A 17,819-nucleotide genomic window follows, 5' to 3' on the forward strand; every position below is an offset into this window, starting at 1 on the left:
TTTCTTTCATACAAGAATCCACTTATACGCGCGAAATCCGGTTGCCGAATCCTTTGGGTTTTGCGGCGGATAACCTCCACGGGCTTTGCTGGACGACATCCCGGCTTGTGCCATTCACCCTTTAATCAAGGAGACCCCGATGTCGATTACTGCAGAAGACAAAGCACGCGTCATGACTGAATTCGCAACCAAAGAAGGCGACACAGGTTCGCCCGAAGTTCAGGTTGCTATCCTTACCTCGCGCATCGCGACTCTCACAGAGCACTTCAAAACCCACAAGAAAGACAACCACGGTCGTCGTGGACTTTTGAAAATGGTTGCTTTGCGTCGCAAACTTTTGGACTATCTTCGTGGCAAATCCGAAGAGCGTTACCAAGACTTGATCAAACGCCTCGGCCTACGTCGCTAATAGCGTCCTAAACCGAATTCAAAGAACGCCCGCGCATTGTGTCGCGGGCGTTCTTCGTTTTGGAGGGTTGATTGCTTGGCGCCCCAATCAGAAATACGCGCGCATAGATAGAGAATTTTGCAGCACATTCTTCCAATGACCGCTCTGCGGTGCGGTTTCAACGGGTCGACGCAACACATGCCTCAAATTTCTCTGCTGGCGTTTGATATTGCAAGGTCTTTCTCGGTCGCTCGTTAAGCTGGCGTGCGACAGCGCTGAGTTTGGCTTGGCTAAATCCGGATATATCAGTGCCTTTGGGGAAGTACTGACGCAGAATGCGGTTGGTATTTTCATTGCTCCCGCGTTGCCACGGAGACTGAGGATCGCAAAAATAGACATCGATATTCGTGGCTATGGTAAATTTTCGATGCCCCGCCATTTCTGACCCGCGATCCCAAGTCAGGGATTTATAGAGCTCCTTGGTTAGTTTTCGTGCTTGTTTGATCAGGGCTGTTGTCACGCTCTGGGTGTCTTTGTTCGCGACTTTGGCCAGCATCACGAAACGGGAATGACGCTCAACCAAGGTGGCGATGTAGCTGTTGTTGGATCCTGCGATCAAATCGCCCTCCCAATGGCCCGGAACGGCACGATCTTCGACCTCAGGAGGGCGTTCGCTTATCGAAACAGCATTCTTGATTTTGCGCAATTCAAGGCTCTTTTGAGTGGCGTGCCTTGAGCGTCGGGTCGCACGTGGGCTGCGCAGGCATTCCTGCAATTCCTTCTTCAAAACCCCTCGGGTTTGGACATAGAGGCTGCGATATATCGTTTCGTGTGACACGCGATTTTGCTCTTCATCAGGATATCTGTGTTTGAGCCACCCAGTGATTTGCTGTGGTGACCATTTCCGACACAGCTTTCGCGCTATCAGCTGGCACAAAGGATCGTTGAACGAGAGCTTACACAACTTGGGTCGCGTTGCGCAGTCCCAGGCGCGTTGGTCCGAGCGTGCTGCGCGATAGGCTTGGCGCCCGCCGTTCCTGCGAACCTCTCGGCTGATCGTTGAAGGGGACCGATTCAGGTTTTGTGCGATTGAACGAAATGACCGTTTTGTGACAAGCCCACGGGAAATCTCTTCCCGTTCATTGAGGCTCAAAGCATGCCGCGACCGCGTGCGATCAGCGGGGCGGATCCCACCGGTTCGCGCAAAATGAGGGAAAATCGACGAAGACGCACGATTGAAGTGACGGCCAATAGAGCTCATTGAATCTCCGCGTTGCCACCGAGCCCACATCTCGGACTTCTGTTTGTCCATATAAAACGTCCGTGTGCGATACTTCATGATAAACACTCAGGAGAATTGAAAATGACAACAGGTCATATGTTTATGGCGATGAGTCTCGATGGATTTGTGGCGCGCGAAAACTTTGGTCTTGATTGGTTGATGAAGCAGAAAACCGATGGTGAAGAACATGGCAATGCTGAGTTCATGGAAACAGTCGATGGGCTGGTGATGGGGAGTGGTTCCTTTCGGACTATTCAGTCCCTTGGTGTTTGGCCCTACGAAAAGCCGGTTGTCGTACTGAGCAAGACAATGAAGCCAGACGATATTCCCGAAGAACTTCGTAAAACGGTTACCGTCAGTGCGCTTGCCCCTCGCCAACTTATGGTATCCCTATCAGAACAAGGCTGGAAGCGTGCCTATATCGACGGGGGTAAAATTATCCAAAGCTTCATGCGAGAGGGATTGATTGCTGTTATGACAGTGACGATTGTTCCTATCCTAATTGGGGAGGGCAAACGGATGTTCGGAGCATTGGATGCCGATATTGACCTCCGACTTTTAGATTCAATGTCATTTCCATCTGGTTTGATAACGTCGAGATACGAGGTACTTTAGGACTCCATCAGACCGTTCCGTTCATAACAAAAGCCTTCACGACTGGCCAAAATCCGCCGCCTTCCCACCTCACGGCTAGGTTCTGTCCTCTCAGTTGTCTCAAAAACAGAATTCCTGTTCCCAAACGCCCTATTTTCCTGTATGCGCCGTGCATCTGAGACGTGGCTCCCTGACTCCGGCGCCGTGAAAGAAATGATAAGGGAGTCGGCGGCAATGCGGCCGCCATTGAAACGGGAGACTGGGAACGCCCAGCATGCTCCCTATTAGGAAACGATGAATGTTTACTGAAACTAAGAAATCCATGGAGTGGGGCGATGAAACGCTCACACTCGAAACGGGTAAAGTTGCCCGCCAAGCCGATGGTTCGGTTATCGCCACTTTGGGCGAGACCTCGGTTATGGCCAACGTTACTTTTGCTAAAACGCAAAAGCCGGGTCAAGACTTCTTCCCTTTGACTGTTCACTACGGTGAAAAATATTATGCCGCTGGTAAAGTTCCAGGTGGCTTTTTCAAACGCGAAGCGCGTCCTACGGAAAAAGAGACACTAACAAGCCGTCTTATTGACCGTCCGATCCGCCCTTTGTTTGTTCCAGGCTTCAAAAACGAAGTTCTGTTGATCTGTACAGTTCTGTCGCACGACCTTGTTAACGACCCTGATGTTGTTGCAATGATCGCGGCTTCCGCTGCTTTGACAATCTCTGGCGCTCCTTTCATGGGCCCGATTGCTGCTGCTCGCGTTGGCTTTGTGGACGGCGAATACACGCTGAACCCATCCTGTGACGACATGCACCAGCTTCGCAACAACCCCGAGCAGCGCCTCGACCTTGTTGTAGCCGGTACAAAAGACGCCGTGATGATGGTTGAATCCGAAGCATATGAGCTTTCAGAAGCTGAAATGCTCGGCGCGGTTAAATTCGCCCACGACGCTTTCCAACCTGTGATCGACTTGATCATTGAATTGGCCGAAGACTGTGCGAAACCACCGTTCGACTTCCAAGCACCAGACTACTCCGATCTGTTCAATGCTGCGATGGCGGCTGGCGAAACGCAAATGCGTGCTGCCTATGCAATCACCGACAAGCAAGAGCGTACAACCGCGGTTGCTGCTGCACGTGATGTGATCAAAGCTGCCCTCACTGAGGAACAACTTGCAGACGAGAACCTCGGTTCCGCTCTCAAGAAAGTTGAAAGCAAGATCCTTCGTGGTGACGTTGTTAAAACGGGCCGTCGTATCGATGGCCGCGACACAACAACCGTACGTCCAATCGTTTCCGAAACTGGCTTCCTTCCACGTACACACGGCTCCGCGCTGTTCACACGTGGCGAAACTCAGGGCCTCGTTGTAACGACATTGGGCACCGGCGACGACGAGCAAATGATCGACGCGCTGACTGGCACATACCGTTCCAACTTTATCCTGCACTACAACTTCCCTCCCTACTCCGTAGGCGAAGTTGGTCGCTTTGGCTTCACTGGCCGTCGCGAAATTGGTCACGGAAAATTGGCTTGGCGTGCGCTTCAGGCAGTTCTACCGGCTCCAACTGATTTCCCATATACCCTGCGCGTTGTATCCGAGATCACTGAGTCCAACGGTTCCTCTTCGATGGCTTCCGTTTGTGGCGGCTCCTTGTCGATGATGGACGCGGGCGTTCCATTGAAAGCAGCGGTTGCTGGTGTTGCAATGGGCCTGATCCTTGAAGAAGATGGCTCCTACGCGATCCTTACCGACATCCTCGGCGACGAAGATCACCTTGGCGACATGGACTTCAAAGTTGCGGGTACTGAAGCTGGGATTACCTCCCTGCAGATGGACATCAAAATCGCAGGCATCACACCAGAAATCATGGAAAAAGCCTTGGCTCAAGCCAAAGACGGCCGCATCCATATCCTTGGTGAAATGTCCAAAGCTTTGACAGAAGCCAGCGAATTCTCGGCACACGCACCGCGCATCGAGACTATGCAGGTTCCAACAGACAAAATCCGCGAAGTGATTGGTTCTGGTGGTAAAGTGATCCGTGAAATCGTTGAAATGTCTGGCGCAAAAGTCGACATCAACGACGATGGCGTCATCAAGATCGCATCCGCAAACGCGGAAGCCATCAAAAAAGCCTACGACATGATCTACTCAATCGTTGCAGAGCCTGAAACTGGCTCTGTTTATAACGGTAAAGTTGTGAAAATCGTCGACTTTGGCGCTTTTGTGAACTTCTTTGGCAAGCGCGATGGTCTGGTACACGTTTCTCAAATCGAGAACCGTCGCTTGAATCACCCATCTGACGTTCTCAAAGAAGGCCAAGACGTGAAAGTTAAGCTTTTGGGCTTTGACGAACGCGGCAAAGTTCGCCTGTCGATGAAAGTTGTCGATCAGGAAACTGGCGCAGAGATCGTAGAAGAGAAAAGCGAAGGTTAAACTTCCCTCTTTCGCAAAATAGAAAAGGCCCCAGAGCAATCTGGGGCCTTTTTTGTTTCTCGATAAAGCGCGTTCTTATTTTGGCAGTTGCGCGGTACGAAGATAGGGGAAGTGTGTTGTGAATTCACCAAATTTAGCTTTGGCATCCGCATCACTTACGGCAACCGGAATGACAACATCGCCGCCCGGTGTCCAGTTGGCTGGCAATGCTACGCCGTGGCCCGCCGCCGTTTGCAACGCATCAAGTGCGCGCAGGACTTCCGCAAAGTTGCGGCCAACGTTCATTGGGTAAGTCATGGACAACAGAAGCTTCTTGTCGGGAGAAATGATGAAGACAGAGCGCACTGTCTGGCTATCCGCAGGGGTGCGGCCATCGGGTAAATAAGCTTCAGCGGGCAACATGTCGAAAGCTTTGGAAACGGCCAAACCTTCGTCAGCAATAATTGGGAATCCTGCTGATACGCCAGCGTATTTGGAAATGTCGTTCTTCCACTTCTTGTGGTCTTCGACACCATCCACGGAAACACCAATCACCTTGGTATTGCGCGCGGCCCATTCGTCGGCCAATTGCGCAACTGCGCCGAATTCGGTCGTGCAAACGGGGGTGAAATCTTTCGGGTGGCTAAACAAGATAGCGTAAGAATCGCCAATCCAATCGTGGAATGTAATCTCGCCGTCGCTGGTTTGAGCCGTAAAATCTGGAACAATATCGTTAATGCGAAGTGCCATGTGGGTCTCCTGTTAAATTGTTGTTAGTTAATATATAAGGGCGCAAACCCAAGAGTTCTATGGGGGCGCCCAGTCGTTTCTTAAAATGGACAAACAGCCCGAAATCGTTGGCCTTGTCCGCCTTCGGGGTGGCGCAAACGCAACTCTTCTGCGTGCAACATCATGCGGGGCGCATCGCGGGCTTCCACTGTTGCATAAAACGGATCACCCAAAATTGGATGGCCGATTGCCAACATATGCACCCGGAGTTGGTGGCTGCGGCCCGTTTTCGGAAACAAGCGAACGCGCGTTGCGATTTCTTCGTATTTCACGACTTTCCAGTCCGTGATGGCCTGCTTGCCCGTTTCATAATTCACGTGCTGAAGGGGACGATTTGGCCAATCCACAATTAGCGGTAAATCCACGGTTCCGGTTTTTTCCTTCATAAGCCCAAAGACGCGGGCCACGTAGGTTTTCTTGGTTTGCCGCTTTTCGAACTGCAGGCCTATATGGCGTTGCGCGTGACGCGTCAGTGCAAAGACCATAACCCCCGAAGTATCACGGTCTAGGCGATGGATCAAAAGGGCATCCGCAAAGGCCGCCTGTACCCTCGCAATAAGACAGTCGGCCAAATGCTCGCCCTTGCCTGGTACAGACAGCAAGCCTGCGGGTTTGTTCACCACAATCAGTTGGTGGTCAAGATGAAGGACATCTAGTGGGTCTTGGGGCGGATTATATGCATCACTCATGAGGGGGTGATAGCGGGAAATCTAGTACTTGGCCAGTTGTTCAGGACCTTCTTCGATTTCGTAATAGTCGCCCTTGTCCTCGGTAAAAATATGGGTTTTGATTTTGAAGTCGGTAGGAGCTTCTAATGCGCCCGCGCCAATGGAAATTGTATCTTCCCCCTCCATTTTCCAAAACAAGGAACTACCGCATTTATTGCAAAAACCGCGTTGCGCATAATCGGAGGATCGATACCAAGCAAGGCTGGAGTCGGAGTGAACTTTGAGCTTGTCGAATGGTACCGCCGTGGCCGCCCGGTAATGCCCCGATGTTTTGCGGCATTGGCTACAATGACACGCGATTGGATCGCGCATTTCACCCTCGAGTTCAAACGAAACACCGCCGCATAAACAACTTCCCCGCATGGAATCTCTCCTCAAATATCCCTGAAAACATCTGCCAAAATCGCTGCAATAGACACTGAATCCGCCTGTAAAAATGCATCGCGCAAATTACTATCAATATCGAAAACACCTATCAATCGACCGCCCTTGCCAAATACAGGAAGTACCAATTCAGACTGGGTGCTACTGGCGCAGGCGATATGCCCTTCAAACGCATTCACATCCGGCACAAGTTGCGCTTCGCCCGTACGGGCCGCAGCACCGCAAACGCCACGCGAAAACGGGATTTGCAGGCACCCGTGCCCCCCTTGGTACGGGCCAATCTTGAGTAAATCATTGCCCACATTCCGGTAAAACCCCGTCCAGTCAAACCGCGCATCCGCATGGTGAAATTCACAAGCCACCGTCGCCATTAGTGCAACTTCATCCGTCTCGCCCTCAGTTAGGCTCGCGATTGTTTTCGTTAGGGTTGCATAATCCGCCATCATGGTCGTTCGATCGCGATGGCTGTGCCCTCGCCACCCCCGATGCAAATCGCAGCAACACCCCGCTTGAGGCCGCGCGCCTCTAAAGCATTGAGCAAGGTCACGATGATCCGCGCCCCAGAAGAGCCAATCGGATGGCCCAGCGCACAGGCGCCACCGTTCACATTGAGTTTGTCGTGCGGGATTCCCATTTCGGTCATGAAGGCCATCGGGACAACGGCAAAAGCTTCGTTCACCTCCCAAAGATCCACATCGTCAACGCTCCACCCCAAGCGGGCCAGAAGTTTTTGCGCAGCGGGTACGGGGGCCGTCGTAAACCAACCGGGCGCTTGGGCGTGGCTCGCGTGCCCCATAATCCGCGCACGCACGGGCAGGTTTTTCGCAGCGGCTGTTTCGGAGTTCGTGAGGACCAGCGCTGCTGCACCGTCGGAAATCGAGGAGGCATTCGCCGCAGTCACCGTTCCATCTTTGCGAAACGCTGGCCGCAAGGTAGGAATTTTTTCTGGACGTGCTTTTGCGGGTTGCTCGTCTTTTGAAACGATTGTCTCGCCATGTCGCGTTTTCACGGTAACCGGCGCAATTTCATTGGTAAAACCGCCGTTTTCCTGCGCAGCAACGGCACGAGACAAGGACGTCAACGCAAAATCGTCTTGGGCTTCGCGGGTAAACTGATATTTCTCTGCGCAATCCTCGGCGAATGTCCCCATCAAACGACCCTTATCATAGGCGTCTTCAAGGCCATCCAGAAACATAGAATCCATAACTTGACCATGACCAATACGGGCACCGCTGCGCATTTTAGGCAGCAGATAGGGCGCGAGAGACATGCTCTCCATGCCACCGGCAATCACGACATCACTTTGGCCCAGTGCTATTTGGTCGAAGCCAACCATGGTGGTTTTCATACCCGATCCGCACATTTTGTTGAGCGTCGTTGCGGGGACGGCCTCGCCCAAACCTGCGACGAAACCGGCTTGGCGTGCGGGTGCTTGGCCCTGCCCCGCGCCCAAAACGCATCCCATAAGAAGCTCGCCGACATCAATTGGTGAGAGTGTCGAGCTTTCTAAAGCGGCCGCAATCGCGACTCCCCCCAGTTCGGCGGCGGTCACTTCTGCAAAATCCCCCTGCAAACCGGCCATAGGCGTGCGGGCGGCCCCGACAATTACAACTTCTTTCATGGGAATTTCCCTTTTTTGGCATTCGCTGGATTATGCATACCGAATGGTAACGATTGGCGCCTAGTCTAATAGCAACCAACACATGGAGCAAGATTTTGGAAATTTCATCCAGAGTAGTAGACGACGCCCTCATCGCCACGGTCGACGCACAACGAATCGACTCGGCGGTCGCCGTTCAATTCAAAGATAAAATGCGGGAAGTTACGGAAAACGGCTTTAAACGAGTCATTCTTGACCTGTCGAATGTGAATTTCCTCGACAGTAGTGGCCTCGGTGCAGTTGTTGCCGCCATGAAGCAACTTGGGAGCGAACGAACCCTTGAAATTGCCGGCCTTACCGGAGCTGTTGAAAAAGTATTTAAACTTACGCGAATGGACACGGTTTTTATCATCCACCCAAATGCTGGGGCAGCAACTTCATGCGCCTCCTAAGCTATAAATGACCATTGAGTGAGCTCCTCTTTATGCCAGAAGACTTGGGTATGCAGCACATTAATCTTACCCTTCCGGGAAATGCCTTGGCAGTCCGATCTGCACTTGAAACTATACTCGAGCAGCTAAAGGCTTTTGGGTTTTCAGGAGAGAATTGTAGTGTGACCGAATTGGTTATGGCTGAGGTTATGAACAATATCGTGGAACACGCCTACGCTAATGGAGATCCTGGACCAATTCTCATTTCCATTTCCGCAAATGGTTCACACTTGGCTATTGAAATCATCGATCACGGCGATCCAATGCCCCGCTATTCCCTCCCTCAAGCGACTCTGACGAATTTGGATTGTCCGCTTGATGATCTCCCCGAGGGGGGATGGGGTTGGCTTATCATCCATGAAATCGCCGAAGACCTTGTGTACAGCAGAATTGGCGCAAAAAATCACTTGAGCTTTCAGCTTTCTAGTAAACGGGCCCTTAAAGCGCCTTAGTAAGCCTGCCTGAATTAGGGGGAGCTTCAAATGCCGCGAAATTGCCCTATTCGCACCTTAACGCCGCCTGAGTTGAACAGCATATTGAACTTGTAGCTGCATAAAGCTTCCCTCGACGCTGTGATTTACAGCCCCCACCCAGTACCGCAGCGTCGAGGCACTACTTCCCCCCATTTCGAACTTGGAATACCGCCAGAGCCGCTCTAGTCTCCGTTTCTAACATGAGGAGACCAGCATGCGTGATTTTCAACTACCCGGACGTTCCCCAGTTTTTGCCGAAAACGGTATGTGTGCCACTTCGCACCCTTTAGCGGCGAAAATCGCTTGCCAAATTTTGGAAGCTGGTGGAAATGCGGTTGATGCTGCGATCGCGGGCGCTGTTGTCCTTGGCGTTTGCGAACCCCAAATGACAGGAATAGGCGGCGACTGTTTCGTTCTGGTTAAACCCGCAGACGGCAACGATATCATCGCCCTAAATGGCTCGGGCCGCGCGCCAGCCGGATTATCCGCAGAAATATTGCGCGCAGACGGGCACAAGACAATGCCCGTCGGGGGCGTCGCGTCTATCACAATTCCGGGTGCGATCGACGCCTTTTGTCGGCTTTCAAAAGATTATGGAAAAATGGGATTAGCGGGTTCATTGGCCCCCGCGATTCACTATGCAACGGCGGGTATTCCGGTTGCACCACGCACCCAAATGGACTGGAGGATCGCTGAGGACTCCCTTCAGGGTGTTGCCCGCGACTACTACCTAATCGACGGGAAAGCCCCTGAAGTTGGGCAAATTTTCCGAGCGCCACAACAAGCAGAAGTTCTGCGTAGCATCGCCTTGGACGGACGAGATGCGTTTTACACTGGAGAAGTTGCCCAAGACATGGTCGACTCCCTACAAGCGCTTGGCGGAACCCACACTCTCGACGATTTTGAAACAGAAACTAGCGCGTACACGACCCCGATTTCGGGAACCTATAAACATCTCGAATTGTTCGAGCATCCACCCAATGGCCAAGGCGCAACCGCCATTCTAATGAACAATATCCTCGGTCATTGCGATATCGCTTCTATGGATCCATTCGGTAGCCAGCGCGCGCATGTTGAGGCCGAAGCCGCCAAACTTGCTTATGACGCGCGCAACAGGTTCCTTTCTGATGCGGATTATGTGGGCCGACTGGACCATATGTTAGCCGCAAAGACAGCAGAACAACTCGCCGCGTTGATTGACCCTAAGCGCGCGATGGCCGCTGCCGCTCCACTTTCGGAATCCGTTCATAAGGACACCATTTACATTACGGTCGTCGATCGCAATCGCATGGCTGTTTCTTTGATCTATTCTATCTTTCACAGCTTTGGGTCGGGCCTTGCGTCGGATAAATTCGGCATCCTCTTTCAAAACCGTGGCGCGGGTTTCACGTTGAACAAAGGCCACCCAAATGAGGCCGCAGGCGGCAAACGCCCTATGCACACGATCATTCCGGGTATGCTCAAACAGAACGGCAAAGTTATCATGCCTTTCGGTGTTATGGGCGGCGCGTATCAACCCAACGGGCACGCGCGATTCGTCTCGAACACAGCGGACTTTGGCATGCACCCACAGGCAGCAATAGACGCGCCGCGCAGTTTTAGCGACGCTGGGGTTATGAACATCGAGCGCGGCTATTCTGCAAAAGTTCAGCAGGAACTCGAAGCATTGGGGCACACGTTATCCACCCCGGATACTGCAATCGGCGGTGCCCAAGCGATTCTCATTGATTGGGAGCGAGGCGTCCTTCAGGGCGCTTCCGATCCCCGTAAAGATGGCTGTGCTTTGGGGTATTAGGGGTTAATTGAGCTGGAACTGAAGCGGATAGCTTCCGTCTTCAAAATCACCGAACATGTCACTCAAATCAGGGTGGCTTATCGGAATCCCCGTATAATCCGCAATGAGGTTCTGCTCGGAAACATAGGCGACGTAGTAGCTCTTATCGTTTTCGGCCAGCAGATGGTAAAACGGCTGATCTTTGTTGGGGCGACTCTCGGCAGGGATCGCCTCATACCACTCATCGGTATTTGCAAACATAGCGTCGACATCGAAAACCACACCGCGAAACGGATGTTTGCGATGGCGAACAACTTGGCCAAGATAATATTTTGCACGTGTCTTCAGCATAGCTTAATAGCTCCCCATAAGGTTACTAAACAATGGAGACGGGGATTGTCCATGATAGAGACGCAAAATGCTGGAAACAGACTGTGGACGTAGTTTTAACAGTCCTCGAAATTGTCGCTCCTGTCTTCATTTTAGCAAGCATCGGATACGTCTGGGTGCGGCTCGGATTTGAGTACCGCGTACAGTTTGTAACCGGCATGGCGATGACTATATCGATCCCCGCATTGATCTTCGTCGCTTTGATGCAAACCAAAATTGACCCGTCGGCGCTGTCGCTATTGCTCGTCGCATCGGTCATTACCTATGCCGTCTTGACGCTGGTCTTTTACCTCGTCGTGCGCGCGTTGAAATTGGACGTCCGCAGCTTCCTCCCCTCCCTCATTTTCGGCAATACAGGTAACGTTGGCCTCCCCCTTGCGTACTTCGCATTTGGCGAAGAAGGATTCGCCTATGCCATTGTAGTCTTTGCAGTAATGGCGATCTGGAGTTTTACTTTTGGGGTCTGGATTGTCTCTGGTGGGGGCAATTTGAGCAAAGTCCTTAAGGAGCCGATGGTCGGCGCCACACTACTTGGTGCGATCTTCATGTGGCAAGGCTGGGAAACCCCGAAATTTTTGACGAACGCGCTTGAACTTGTGGGGCAAATGGCTATTCCGATGATGCTCATAACGCTTGGTGTCGCAGTCGCGCGATTAAAGCCGGGGCGGTTGGGGCAAGCGTTTTGGCTTTCCCTCCTTAAGGCTGCGATTTGTATCGGTGTGGCCGCCGGAATCGGTGTGTGGCTGGATCTCCCACATGTGGCACTGGCGGTTTTGATCCTGCAAGTCGGGACACCCGTTGCTGTCACATCCTACATGCTAGCCGAGAAATATGGGGCTGATTCCAATGCCGTTGCTGGCCTTGTTGTGGTTTCAACCCTCATTTCTGTCGCCGTGATTCCCCTCGCGCTTGGATTCCTGATCTAAAATCAACTGATTGTTATTTCCAAATGGGTGAAATTACGTTATCCTGTTTGAAAAAAAGCGAGGGGCATATGAGCAGACTTCTTCGCGCAACAGTATTGATGATTCTGGTCGCCGCATGCGGTGGGGGTGATAATTCCGCCCCACGCAATTTAAACGACGCCTGTTCAATCCTCAATCAGCGCGGTAAATATTACAAGGCTATGAAAAAAACCCAGCGGCGCTGGGATATTCCAATAAACGTGCAAATGGCGACTCTTTACCAAGAGAGCAAATTCATCGGCAATGCGCGCACGCCACATCAGTATGCACTGGGTATCATACCTATGGGCCGTCAAAGTTCTGCCTATGGCTATAGTCAGGCGTTGGATGCGACTTGGGATGAGTATCGCGCGTCTACTGGACGTCGCAGCGCTAAGCGCGACGATTTTTCTGACGCTGTCGATTTCATGGGTTGGTACATGGACGAAAGTGCGCGCAAGCTCGGGATTTCCAAAGCAGATGCGCGCAACCAGTATCTTGCCTACCATGAAGGCAGAGCCGGCTACGCGCGCGGATCGCACAATTCCAAAGCATGGCTCATTAGAGTTTCACAAAGCGTCGACGACCGTTCGAGGCTTTACGAAGCCCAACTTAGGCAGTGCGGCAAGATTTAGGCCGCACAGACTATCGCTCTCTCGAGGCGAGCGTAATATTAAAGAGGCTGGCGGGTAAACTCACGCCAGTCTTGAAATCGCCAAAAATAACGCGCGTGCCCGCATTTCCCGCCGCGTCGTTAATTATCCATTCGATAAGGCGCGTCGGATTCGCTTCAAAGATGAGATCAATACTTCCGTATTCGGGATTTTTCGGATCTTGGGCGCGCACAACGGTATCTGTACCGCGTGTGCCATGCCCAACGACCATTCTCGCTCCGCCAAGGTTCACATTTTTCGCAAGAATAATGCTTAATGGCGTGCGGTTGAGCGGATACTGCTCGGGTCCCGTATTGGATTTCTGGTCAAAGATGGCCACTTGGCTCCCGCCGGCAATCACCAACGTGTCGTCAGGCTTATCATACTCAAACCGCGCCCTGCCCGGCCTTTGCATAAACATATTGCCCGATGATTTTGAGCCATCGGCGTTCACTTGGCTAAAGCGACTCTGAGCGGTTGAGAAGCTATTGAAATAGTTGGAAATCTCCTTGAGAGAGATTTTCTCGGCAGCCGCAGGCAAAGCCATGCTGACAGCCAAAACGGGTACTAAAAGGAAGCGTAAATGTTTCATGTATTTATACTTAACTGCTTTCGGCCAGATTACTACCCAGCCGAAATCACAAAGCGTTTATCTGCCGTTATCTATTGCTCGGGCACCAAAATTTCGCGTTTCCCGACGTGGTTGGCTGCGGAAATTAAGTTCTCGTCTTCCATTTGCTCAACAAGACGCGCGGCCTTGTTATAGCCGATGGCCAATTTACGTTGGATATAAGAGGTCGAACATTTCCGATCTTTCAACACAATCGCAACCGCTTGGTCATAGAGCGCGTTTTCACCCGTGGTGTTTCCGCCAAGGCCAAGCACGAGGTCGATTTCACTCTCCGCACCCTCTGCAGGCCCATCAACAATACCAGACATATATTCGGGCGTGCCATAGGCCTTGAGGTGGTTCACAACTTCCTCGACTTCTTCATCGCTACAGAACGGGCCGTGAATACGGTTAATTTTACCGCCGCCAGCCATATAAAGCATGTCACCCATACCCAAAAGTTGCTCGGCGCCCATTTCGCCAAGAATCGTACGACTGTCGATCTTGCTGGTCACTTGGAACGAAATACGGGTCGGGAAGTTGGCCTTGATCGTCCCTGTGATAACGTCAACAGACGGACGCTGCGTGGCCATAATCAGGTGGATACCTGAGGCACGCGCCATTTGGGCAAGCCTCTGAATGCAAGCTTCGATTTCCTTACCTGCGACCATCATAAGGTCCGCCATCTCGTCGACGACGACAACGATATAGGGCATCTTTTCCGGTGCGAATTCTTCGGTTTCAAAAGTAGGATCACCGGTTTCATCGTCAAAGCCCGTTTGCACGGTTCGGCTGAACATTTTATCCTTCGCAAGTGCGTCACTAACGCGCCCATTATAGCCATCAATATTCCGCACGCCCATTTTGGACATCTTGCGATAGCGTTCTTCCATTTCGCCAACGACCCATTTCAGGGCCACAACGGCCTTTTTAGGGTCTGTTACGACGGGGCTAAGCAAGTGGGGGATGCCATCATAAACACTCAACTCAAGCATTTTCGGGTCGATCATAATCAGGCGGCACTCTTCGGGTGTTAATTTATAAAGCAGCGACAAAATCATCGTGTTGATCGCCACGGATTTACCCGCGCCGGTCGTCCCCGCAATCAAAAGGTGGGGCATTTTGGCGAGGTTGGCTACGATCGGTTCCCCACCAATATCCTTACCCAAAGCAAGCGGCAATTTCATGCTGGAATCGCCGAAATCCCGCGCCGCAAGAATTTCGCGCAGCACAACCATTTCACGGTTTACGTTGGGCAACTCGATCCCAATAACCGAGCGACCAGGTACGGTGGAAACGCGCGCGGAAAGCGCCGACATTGAGCGCGCAATATCATCCGCAAGGCCGATAACACGGCTGGCTTTCAAACCGGGCGCAGGCTCAAGTTCATACATCGTGACAACTGGGCCGGGTCGAACGGCGACGATTTCGCCTTTCACGCCATAATCGTCCAATACATTTTCAAGCATCCGCGCGTTTTCTTCGAGCGCTTCATCCGACAAAATGTGGCGCTGAACCGAACCTGGGCTGGCCAAAAGCGAGAGGGGCGGTAACTCAAACTCGGTCGCGGATTCGTCAAATTGCAACGCAGGTTGCGCCTCGGCTTGGGCCTGACGCGAAGGTAGGATCGGTTTGCGTGCCCCGTGTTGAACCATAGGTTTTGTGATCGGCGCAGAAGGAAGTTGGGGTGCGGCCACTCTGGCAACAGGTGGCGGCGTCGGGGCGATATCAGGCGCAATCTGCGGTTCTACCTCCTGCGGATACTCATAGGTGTCAGTCTCTAACACGGCCTCTTCCACATCGTATTCTGCAAAATCTTCGACTGTGGCAGGGGAATTCAGAACCAAGGGGGCCGGTTTTTGGGATCGTAGCATTTTGGGCTCTGCCCGAACACTGGCACGCGGCGCATGACGCACACGAGACTTGATGATCTCAGAAATTCGCGCTTTGATTCGAGCCTCGTCGTCCATTTCGCCTGACGCCTCAACCTTGGCAGCGGGCATGTCTTGAACAGGCGCAGGGCTACGTTTTTTCAGCAAAGGTACGCGCGCAAACAAACCCGGTTTAGGAGCAGGTGCCGCATGTGTCGGTGCAGCCATGGGGGCGGGAGCGGCCAAGACCTGTGCGGGTTCTTGGATGTCACGTGCAGGGGCGGCACGCGATTTCGGTGCCGAAAGAACAGGTTCCGCACGCACAACCTGTGCCGGCCGATGAGCTTGTTGAGGGCGAGCAACCACGGGCTGTACGTTAAAATCACCGTCTAGATGCTCTTCGAAAACCGCGTCTTCCTCCGCAATGCGAGCCGCCATTTCACGGCGCTCGTTCCGGCTCTCTTGAACACGTTTCGCGGCCAGAACAGCTTCATTCGCACCACGCCCCATGAGGGTCATTAGGCGCGCGTACCCCATGATCAAACCCACGAGGAGGAACCGGCCGATAACGCGCAACTCAGGTTTAGTGAAGCCCAACACAAAGACAGCAGCCCCCAACATTGCCACGCCAGAAACCAGCGAAAACAGTTTGAAACCGACCGTCGTTGTAACGCCAACTGCGTTGAGCAATCCTCCGGACACCATTTCACCGAACATACCGCCCAACCCAAAGCTGTGATCCCAGCTTACGGATGGCGCGTAAGTTTCGGCATGAACCGAAAAAATCGCAATCCAAATCGGTAGGAAAATCAACCGTGAGATAGCGCGCTCTTCGCCTTGATGCGCCGCAAATCGCACACCCCAAACAAGCATCGCAATGGGAACACCCCAACTCGCTACGCCTGCGATAATGAAAAGTGGCGACGCGATCGCCGCACCAAAGCCACCCAACCAGTTTTGGATCGGGGCGCTTGTGGCGGAAAACCAACTCGGGTCTGTGGGCGAGTAAGACGCAAGTATCAACGTCGTCAACAGGCCTGCAACGACCATTGCGACACCAATGAGTTCTTTGCCGCGTCTTTCGATGGCGGCCGTTACATTGGAGTCCAACAATGGGTCTCGTTGCCGTGTTTGATACGCCATACTCTACTATCCTTCGCTATAGATACAGTTTCGGATCTTCTTCAGACCCGCCCGCACCTCTTCTTTTGGGGCCACGAGGGCGACACGAATGTAGCCCTGACCCGGATTATGTCCGTTTATGTCGCGACTAAGATATGCGCCGGGAAGAACCCGTACACCCGTATCGCGCCAAAGCTTTAACGCTGCTGCCTCTCCATCCTCAACCGGAAGCCAAAGGAAAAAACCGGCTTCGGGAGATTCGTAGTTTTCGATGCCGTCGAATATCTCGTCCGCAATATCGAATTTTTCCGCATAGAGCTTTCTGTTCGCAACTACATGTGCCTCATCATCCCAGACTTTTGCGGCCGCCATTTGCAGTGGCAGAGGCAAAGGGGCGCCAGAATAGGCCCGAAGCAAGCTCAAACGCGCCATCGTCTCTGGGCCACCCGCAATAAATCCAGACCGCAAGCCAGGCAGGTTTGACCGCTTCGATAAGGAGTGAAAAATCACGACGCGTTCGGGATCAGCACCCATTTCTGCAGCAACTTGAAGTACACCAACCGGTGCATCAACCCGATATATTTCGGAGTAACACTCATCCGCTAGAATTTGAAAATCAAACTTCTCGGCAAGGGTGATCAATTCTTTCCAATAAGCGCGGCTTGCGACGGCACCCTGTGGATTAGACGGCGAACAGATATAAGCGAGGGCCGTACGGCGCAGAGTTTCAGGCTCTAATCCAGCGTAATTCGGCATGTACCCCGTCTCACGCTCGGCGGAAACATAAACGGATTCAGCGTTCACCGAAATTGCGCCAATCCCGTAAACTTGATAAAACGGGTTAGGAATAAGCACAACCGGAACGCCGTTTTTACTTTCAGGGCAAAGCGCCATCGCCGCGTTGTACAGCCCTTCCCGTGAGCCATTCACAGTCATAATCTGAGAACTGGGCAGGGCAACATTATAGCGCCGTTCAATCCATCCAGCGATCGAGGCCAAGAGTTCTGGCGCGCCATCATTTGGAGGATATCGGTTAAAACCCGCAGCATTTTCAGCGATTACGTCAGTAACAAAGGGTGGGAACGGATGTGTCGGCTCGCCGATGGTCATAGCAAATGGCTCGCCGCCGGGTGCGTGCGAGTCCAATAGCGTTCTTAAACGCGGAAATGCGTATTCTGGCAGATTCGAAAACCGCTCTGGAAAAACCATATATGCCTCAATGTCGGGATCATAAGCGCCCCGTATGTTTCGAGACTACCTGCGCAAAGGGATTTGGTCCAGAAAAACGCCGTTGTTATCCGCAGCTTGGCCATATG

Annotated in this window: 18 protein-coding genes; 8 read left to right on the plus strand and 10 right to left on the minus strand. The window is 52.5% G+C overall.

The annotated features are described in order from the left end of the window. The first annotated feature begins 139 nt into the window (after nt 1-139). Complete coding sequence (gene rpsO / locus RC74_RS05305) at nt 140-409, plus strand: 30S ribosomal protein S15 (protein ID WP_039001151.1); 270 nt, start codon at nt 140-142, stop codon at nt 407-409. 157 nt (nt 410-566) lie between these two features. Here the strand turns inward: rpsO and RC74_RS05310 are convergent, their stop codons facing one another. Then, nucleotides 567-1,727 carry an IS30 family transposase gene (locus RC74_RS05310; RefSeq protein ID WP_062628146.1) on the minus strand — a complete coding sequence of 387 codons (1,161 nt, stop codon included), beginning with the start codon at nt 1,725-1,727 and terminating at the stop codon, nt 567-569. A gap of 24 nt (nt 1,728-1,751) precedes the next feature. Here RC74_RS05310 and RC74_RS05315 point away from each other — a divergent pair, with 24 nt between their 5' ends. Both RC74_RS05315 and pnp read left to right on the plus strand, forming a co-directional pair. Next, nucleotides 1,752-2,285 carry a dihydrofolate reductase family protein gene (locus tag RC74_RS05315; RefSeq protein ID WP_039003385.1) on the plus strand — a complete coding sequence of 178 codons (534 nt, stop codon included), beginning with the start codon at nt 1,752-1,754 and terminating at the stop codon, nt 2,283-2,285. Between the two features lie 277 nt (nt 2,286-2,562). Next, on the plus strand, nt 2,563-4,695 hold the full coding sequence (gene pnp / locus RC74_RS05320; protein WP_039003384.1) for a polyribonucleotide nucleotidyltransferase: 2,133 nt from the start codon (nt 2,563-2,565) through the stop codon (nt 4,693-4,695). Nucleotides 4,696-4,770: 75 nt separating this feature from the next. Here pnp and RC74_RS05325 read toward each other — a convergent pair whose 3' ends face one another. The 5 genes from RC74_RS05325 to RC74_RS05345 all read right to left on the minus strand — a co-directional run bounded on the left by RC74_RS05325 (nt 4,771) and on the right by RC74_RS05345 (nt 8,196). Further along, nucleotides 4,771-5,424 carry a peroxiredoxin gene (locus RC74_RS05325; RefSeq protein ID WP_039003383.1) on the minus strand — a complete coding sequence of 218 codons (654 nt, stop codon included), beginning with the start codon at nt 5,422-5,424 and terminating at the stop codon, nt 4,771-4,773. An 80-nt stretch (nt 5,425-5,504) separates the two neighbouring features. Then, entirely contained in the window at nt 5,505-6,152 is a 648-nt protein-coding gene (locus RC74_RS05330) for a pseudouridine synthase (RefSeq protein ID WP_039003382.1), read from the minus strand. A 21-nt stretch (nt 6,153-6,173) separates the two neighbouring features. Beyond that, nucleotides 6,174-6,554, minus strand: coding sequence for a GFA family protein (locus tag RC74_RS05335; RefSeq protein ID WP_039003381.1), 381 nt, complete (start codon nt 6,552-6,554; stop codon nt 6,174-6,176). A gap of 11 nt (nt 6,555-6,565) precedes the next feature. Continuing rightward, on the minus strand, nt 6,566-7,021 hold the full coding sequence (locus RC74_RS05340) for a GAF domain-containing protein (RefSeq protein ID WP_039003380.1): 456 nt from the start codon (nt 7,019-7,021) through the stop codon (nt 6,566-6,568). Beyond that, entirely contained in the window at nt 7,018-8,196 is a 1,179-nt protein-coding gene (locus tag RC74_RS05345; protein ID WP_039003379.1) for a thiolase family protein, read from the minus strand. The genes RC74_RS05340 and RC74_RS05345 overlap by 4 nt, the downstream gene beginning before the upstream one ends. Nucleotides 8,197-8,291: 95 nt before the next feature. On the opposite strand from RC74_RS05345, the gene RC74_RS05350 reads away from it, so the two are divergent. From RC74_RS05350 to RC74_RS05360, 3 genes are all read left to right on the plus strand, one after another. Continuing rightward, complete coding sequence (locus tag RC74_RS05350; RefSeq protein ID WP_039003378.1) at nt 8,292-8,627, plus strand: STAS domain-containing protein; 336 nt, start codon at nt 8,292-8,294, stop codon at nt 8,625-8,627. 50 nt (nt 8,628-8,677) lie between these two features. After that, nucleotides 8,678-9,118: an ATP-binding protein gene (locus RC74_RS05355; protein ID WP_169798714.1), complete on the plus strand. Its 441-nt coding sequence runs from the start codon at nt 8,678-8,680 to the stop codon at nt 9,116-9,118. 235 nt (nt 9,119-9,353) lie between these two features. Beyond that, nucleotides 9,354-10,934 (plus strand): gamma-glutamyltransferase family protein, encoded by a 1,581-nt coding sequence (locus RC74_RS05360; protein WP_039003376.1) that lies wholly within the window; start codon nt 9,354-9,356, stop codon nt 10,932-10,934. Between the two features lie 3 nt (nt 10,935-10,937). Here RC74_RS05360 and hspQ read toward each other — a convergent pair whose 3' ends face one another. Then, nucleotides 10,938-11,264: a heat shock protein HspQ gene (gene hspQ, locus RC74_RS05365; RefSeq protein WP_039003375.1), complete on the minus strand. Its 327-nt coding sequence runs from the start codon at nt 11,262-11,264 to the stop codon at nt 10,938-10,940. 83 nt (nt 11,265-11,347) lie between these two features. Between hspQ and RC74_RS05370 the strand changes: the two genes are divergently transcribed. Next, on the plus strand, nt 11,348-12,229 hold the full coding sequence (locus RC74_RS05370) for an AEC family transporter (protein WP_039003374.1): 882 nt from the start codon (nt 11,348-11,350) through the stop codon (nt 12,227-12,229). A gap of 68 nt (nt 12,230-12,297) precedes the next feature. Further along, nucleotides 12,298-12,882 carry a transglycosylase SLT domain-containing protein gene (locus RC74_RS05375; RefSeq protein ID WP_039003373.1) on the plus strand — a complete coding sequence of 195 codons (585 nt, stop codon included), beginning with the start codon at nt 12,298-12,300 and terminating at the stop codon, nt 12,880-12,882. A 10-nt stretch (nt 12,883-12,892) separates the two neighbouring features. Here the strand turns inward: RC74_RS05375 and RC74_RS05380 are convergent, their stop codons facing one another. The 3 genes from RC74_RS05380 to RC74_RS05390 form a co-directional block, all read right to left on the minus strand. Beyond that, the gene (locus RC74_RS05380) at nt 12,893-13,492 is read right to left on the minus strand and encodes a LolA family protein (protein ID WP_039003372.1); all 600 of its coding nucleotides are present in this window, start codon (nt 13,490-13,492) and stop codon (nt 12,893-12,895) included. Between the two features lie 71 nt (nt 13,493-13,563). After that, the gene (locus tag RC74_RS05385; protein WP_039003371.1) at nt 13,564-16,524 is read right to left on the minus strand and encodes a DNA translocase FtsK; all 2,961 of its coding nucleotides are present in this window, start codon (nt 16,522-16,524) and stop codon (nt 13,564-13,566) included. A 6-nt stretch (nt 16,525-16,530) separates the two neighbouring features. Beyond that, nucleotides 16,531-17,712 (minus strand): aminotransferase class I/II-fold pyridoxal phosphate-dependent enzyme, encoded by a 1,182-nt coding sequence (locus RC74_RS05390; protein ID WP_039003370.1) that lies wholly within the window; start codon nt 17,710-17,712, stop codon nt 16,531-16,533. Nucleotides 17,713-17,819 lie beyond the last annotated feature (107 nt).

It is taken from the genome of Falsihalocynthiibacter arcticus (assembly GCF_000812665.2).
Lineage (GTDB): Bacteria > Pseudomonadota > Alphaproteobacteria > Rhodobacterales > Rhodobacteraceae > Falsihalocynthiibacter > Falsihalocynthiibacter arcticus.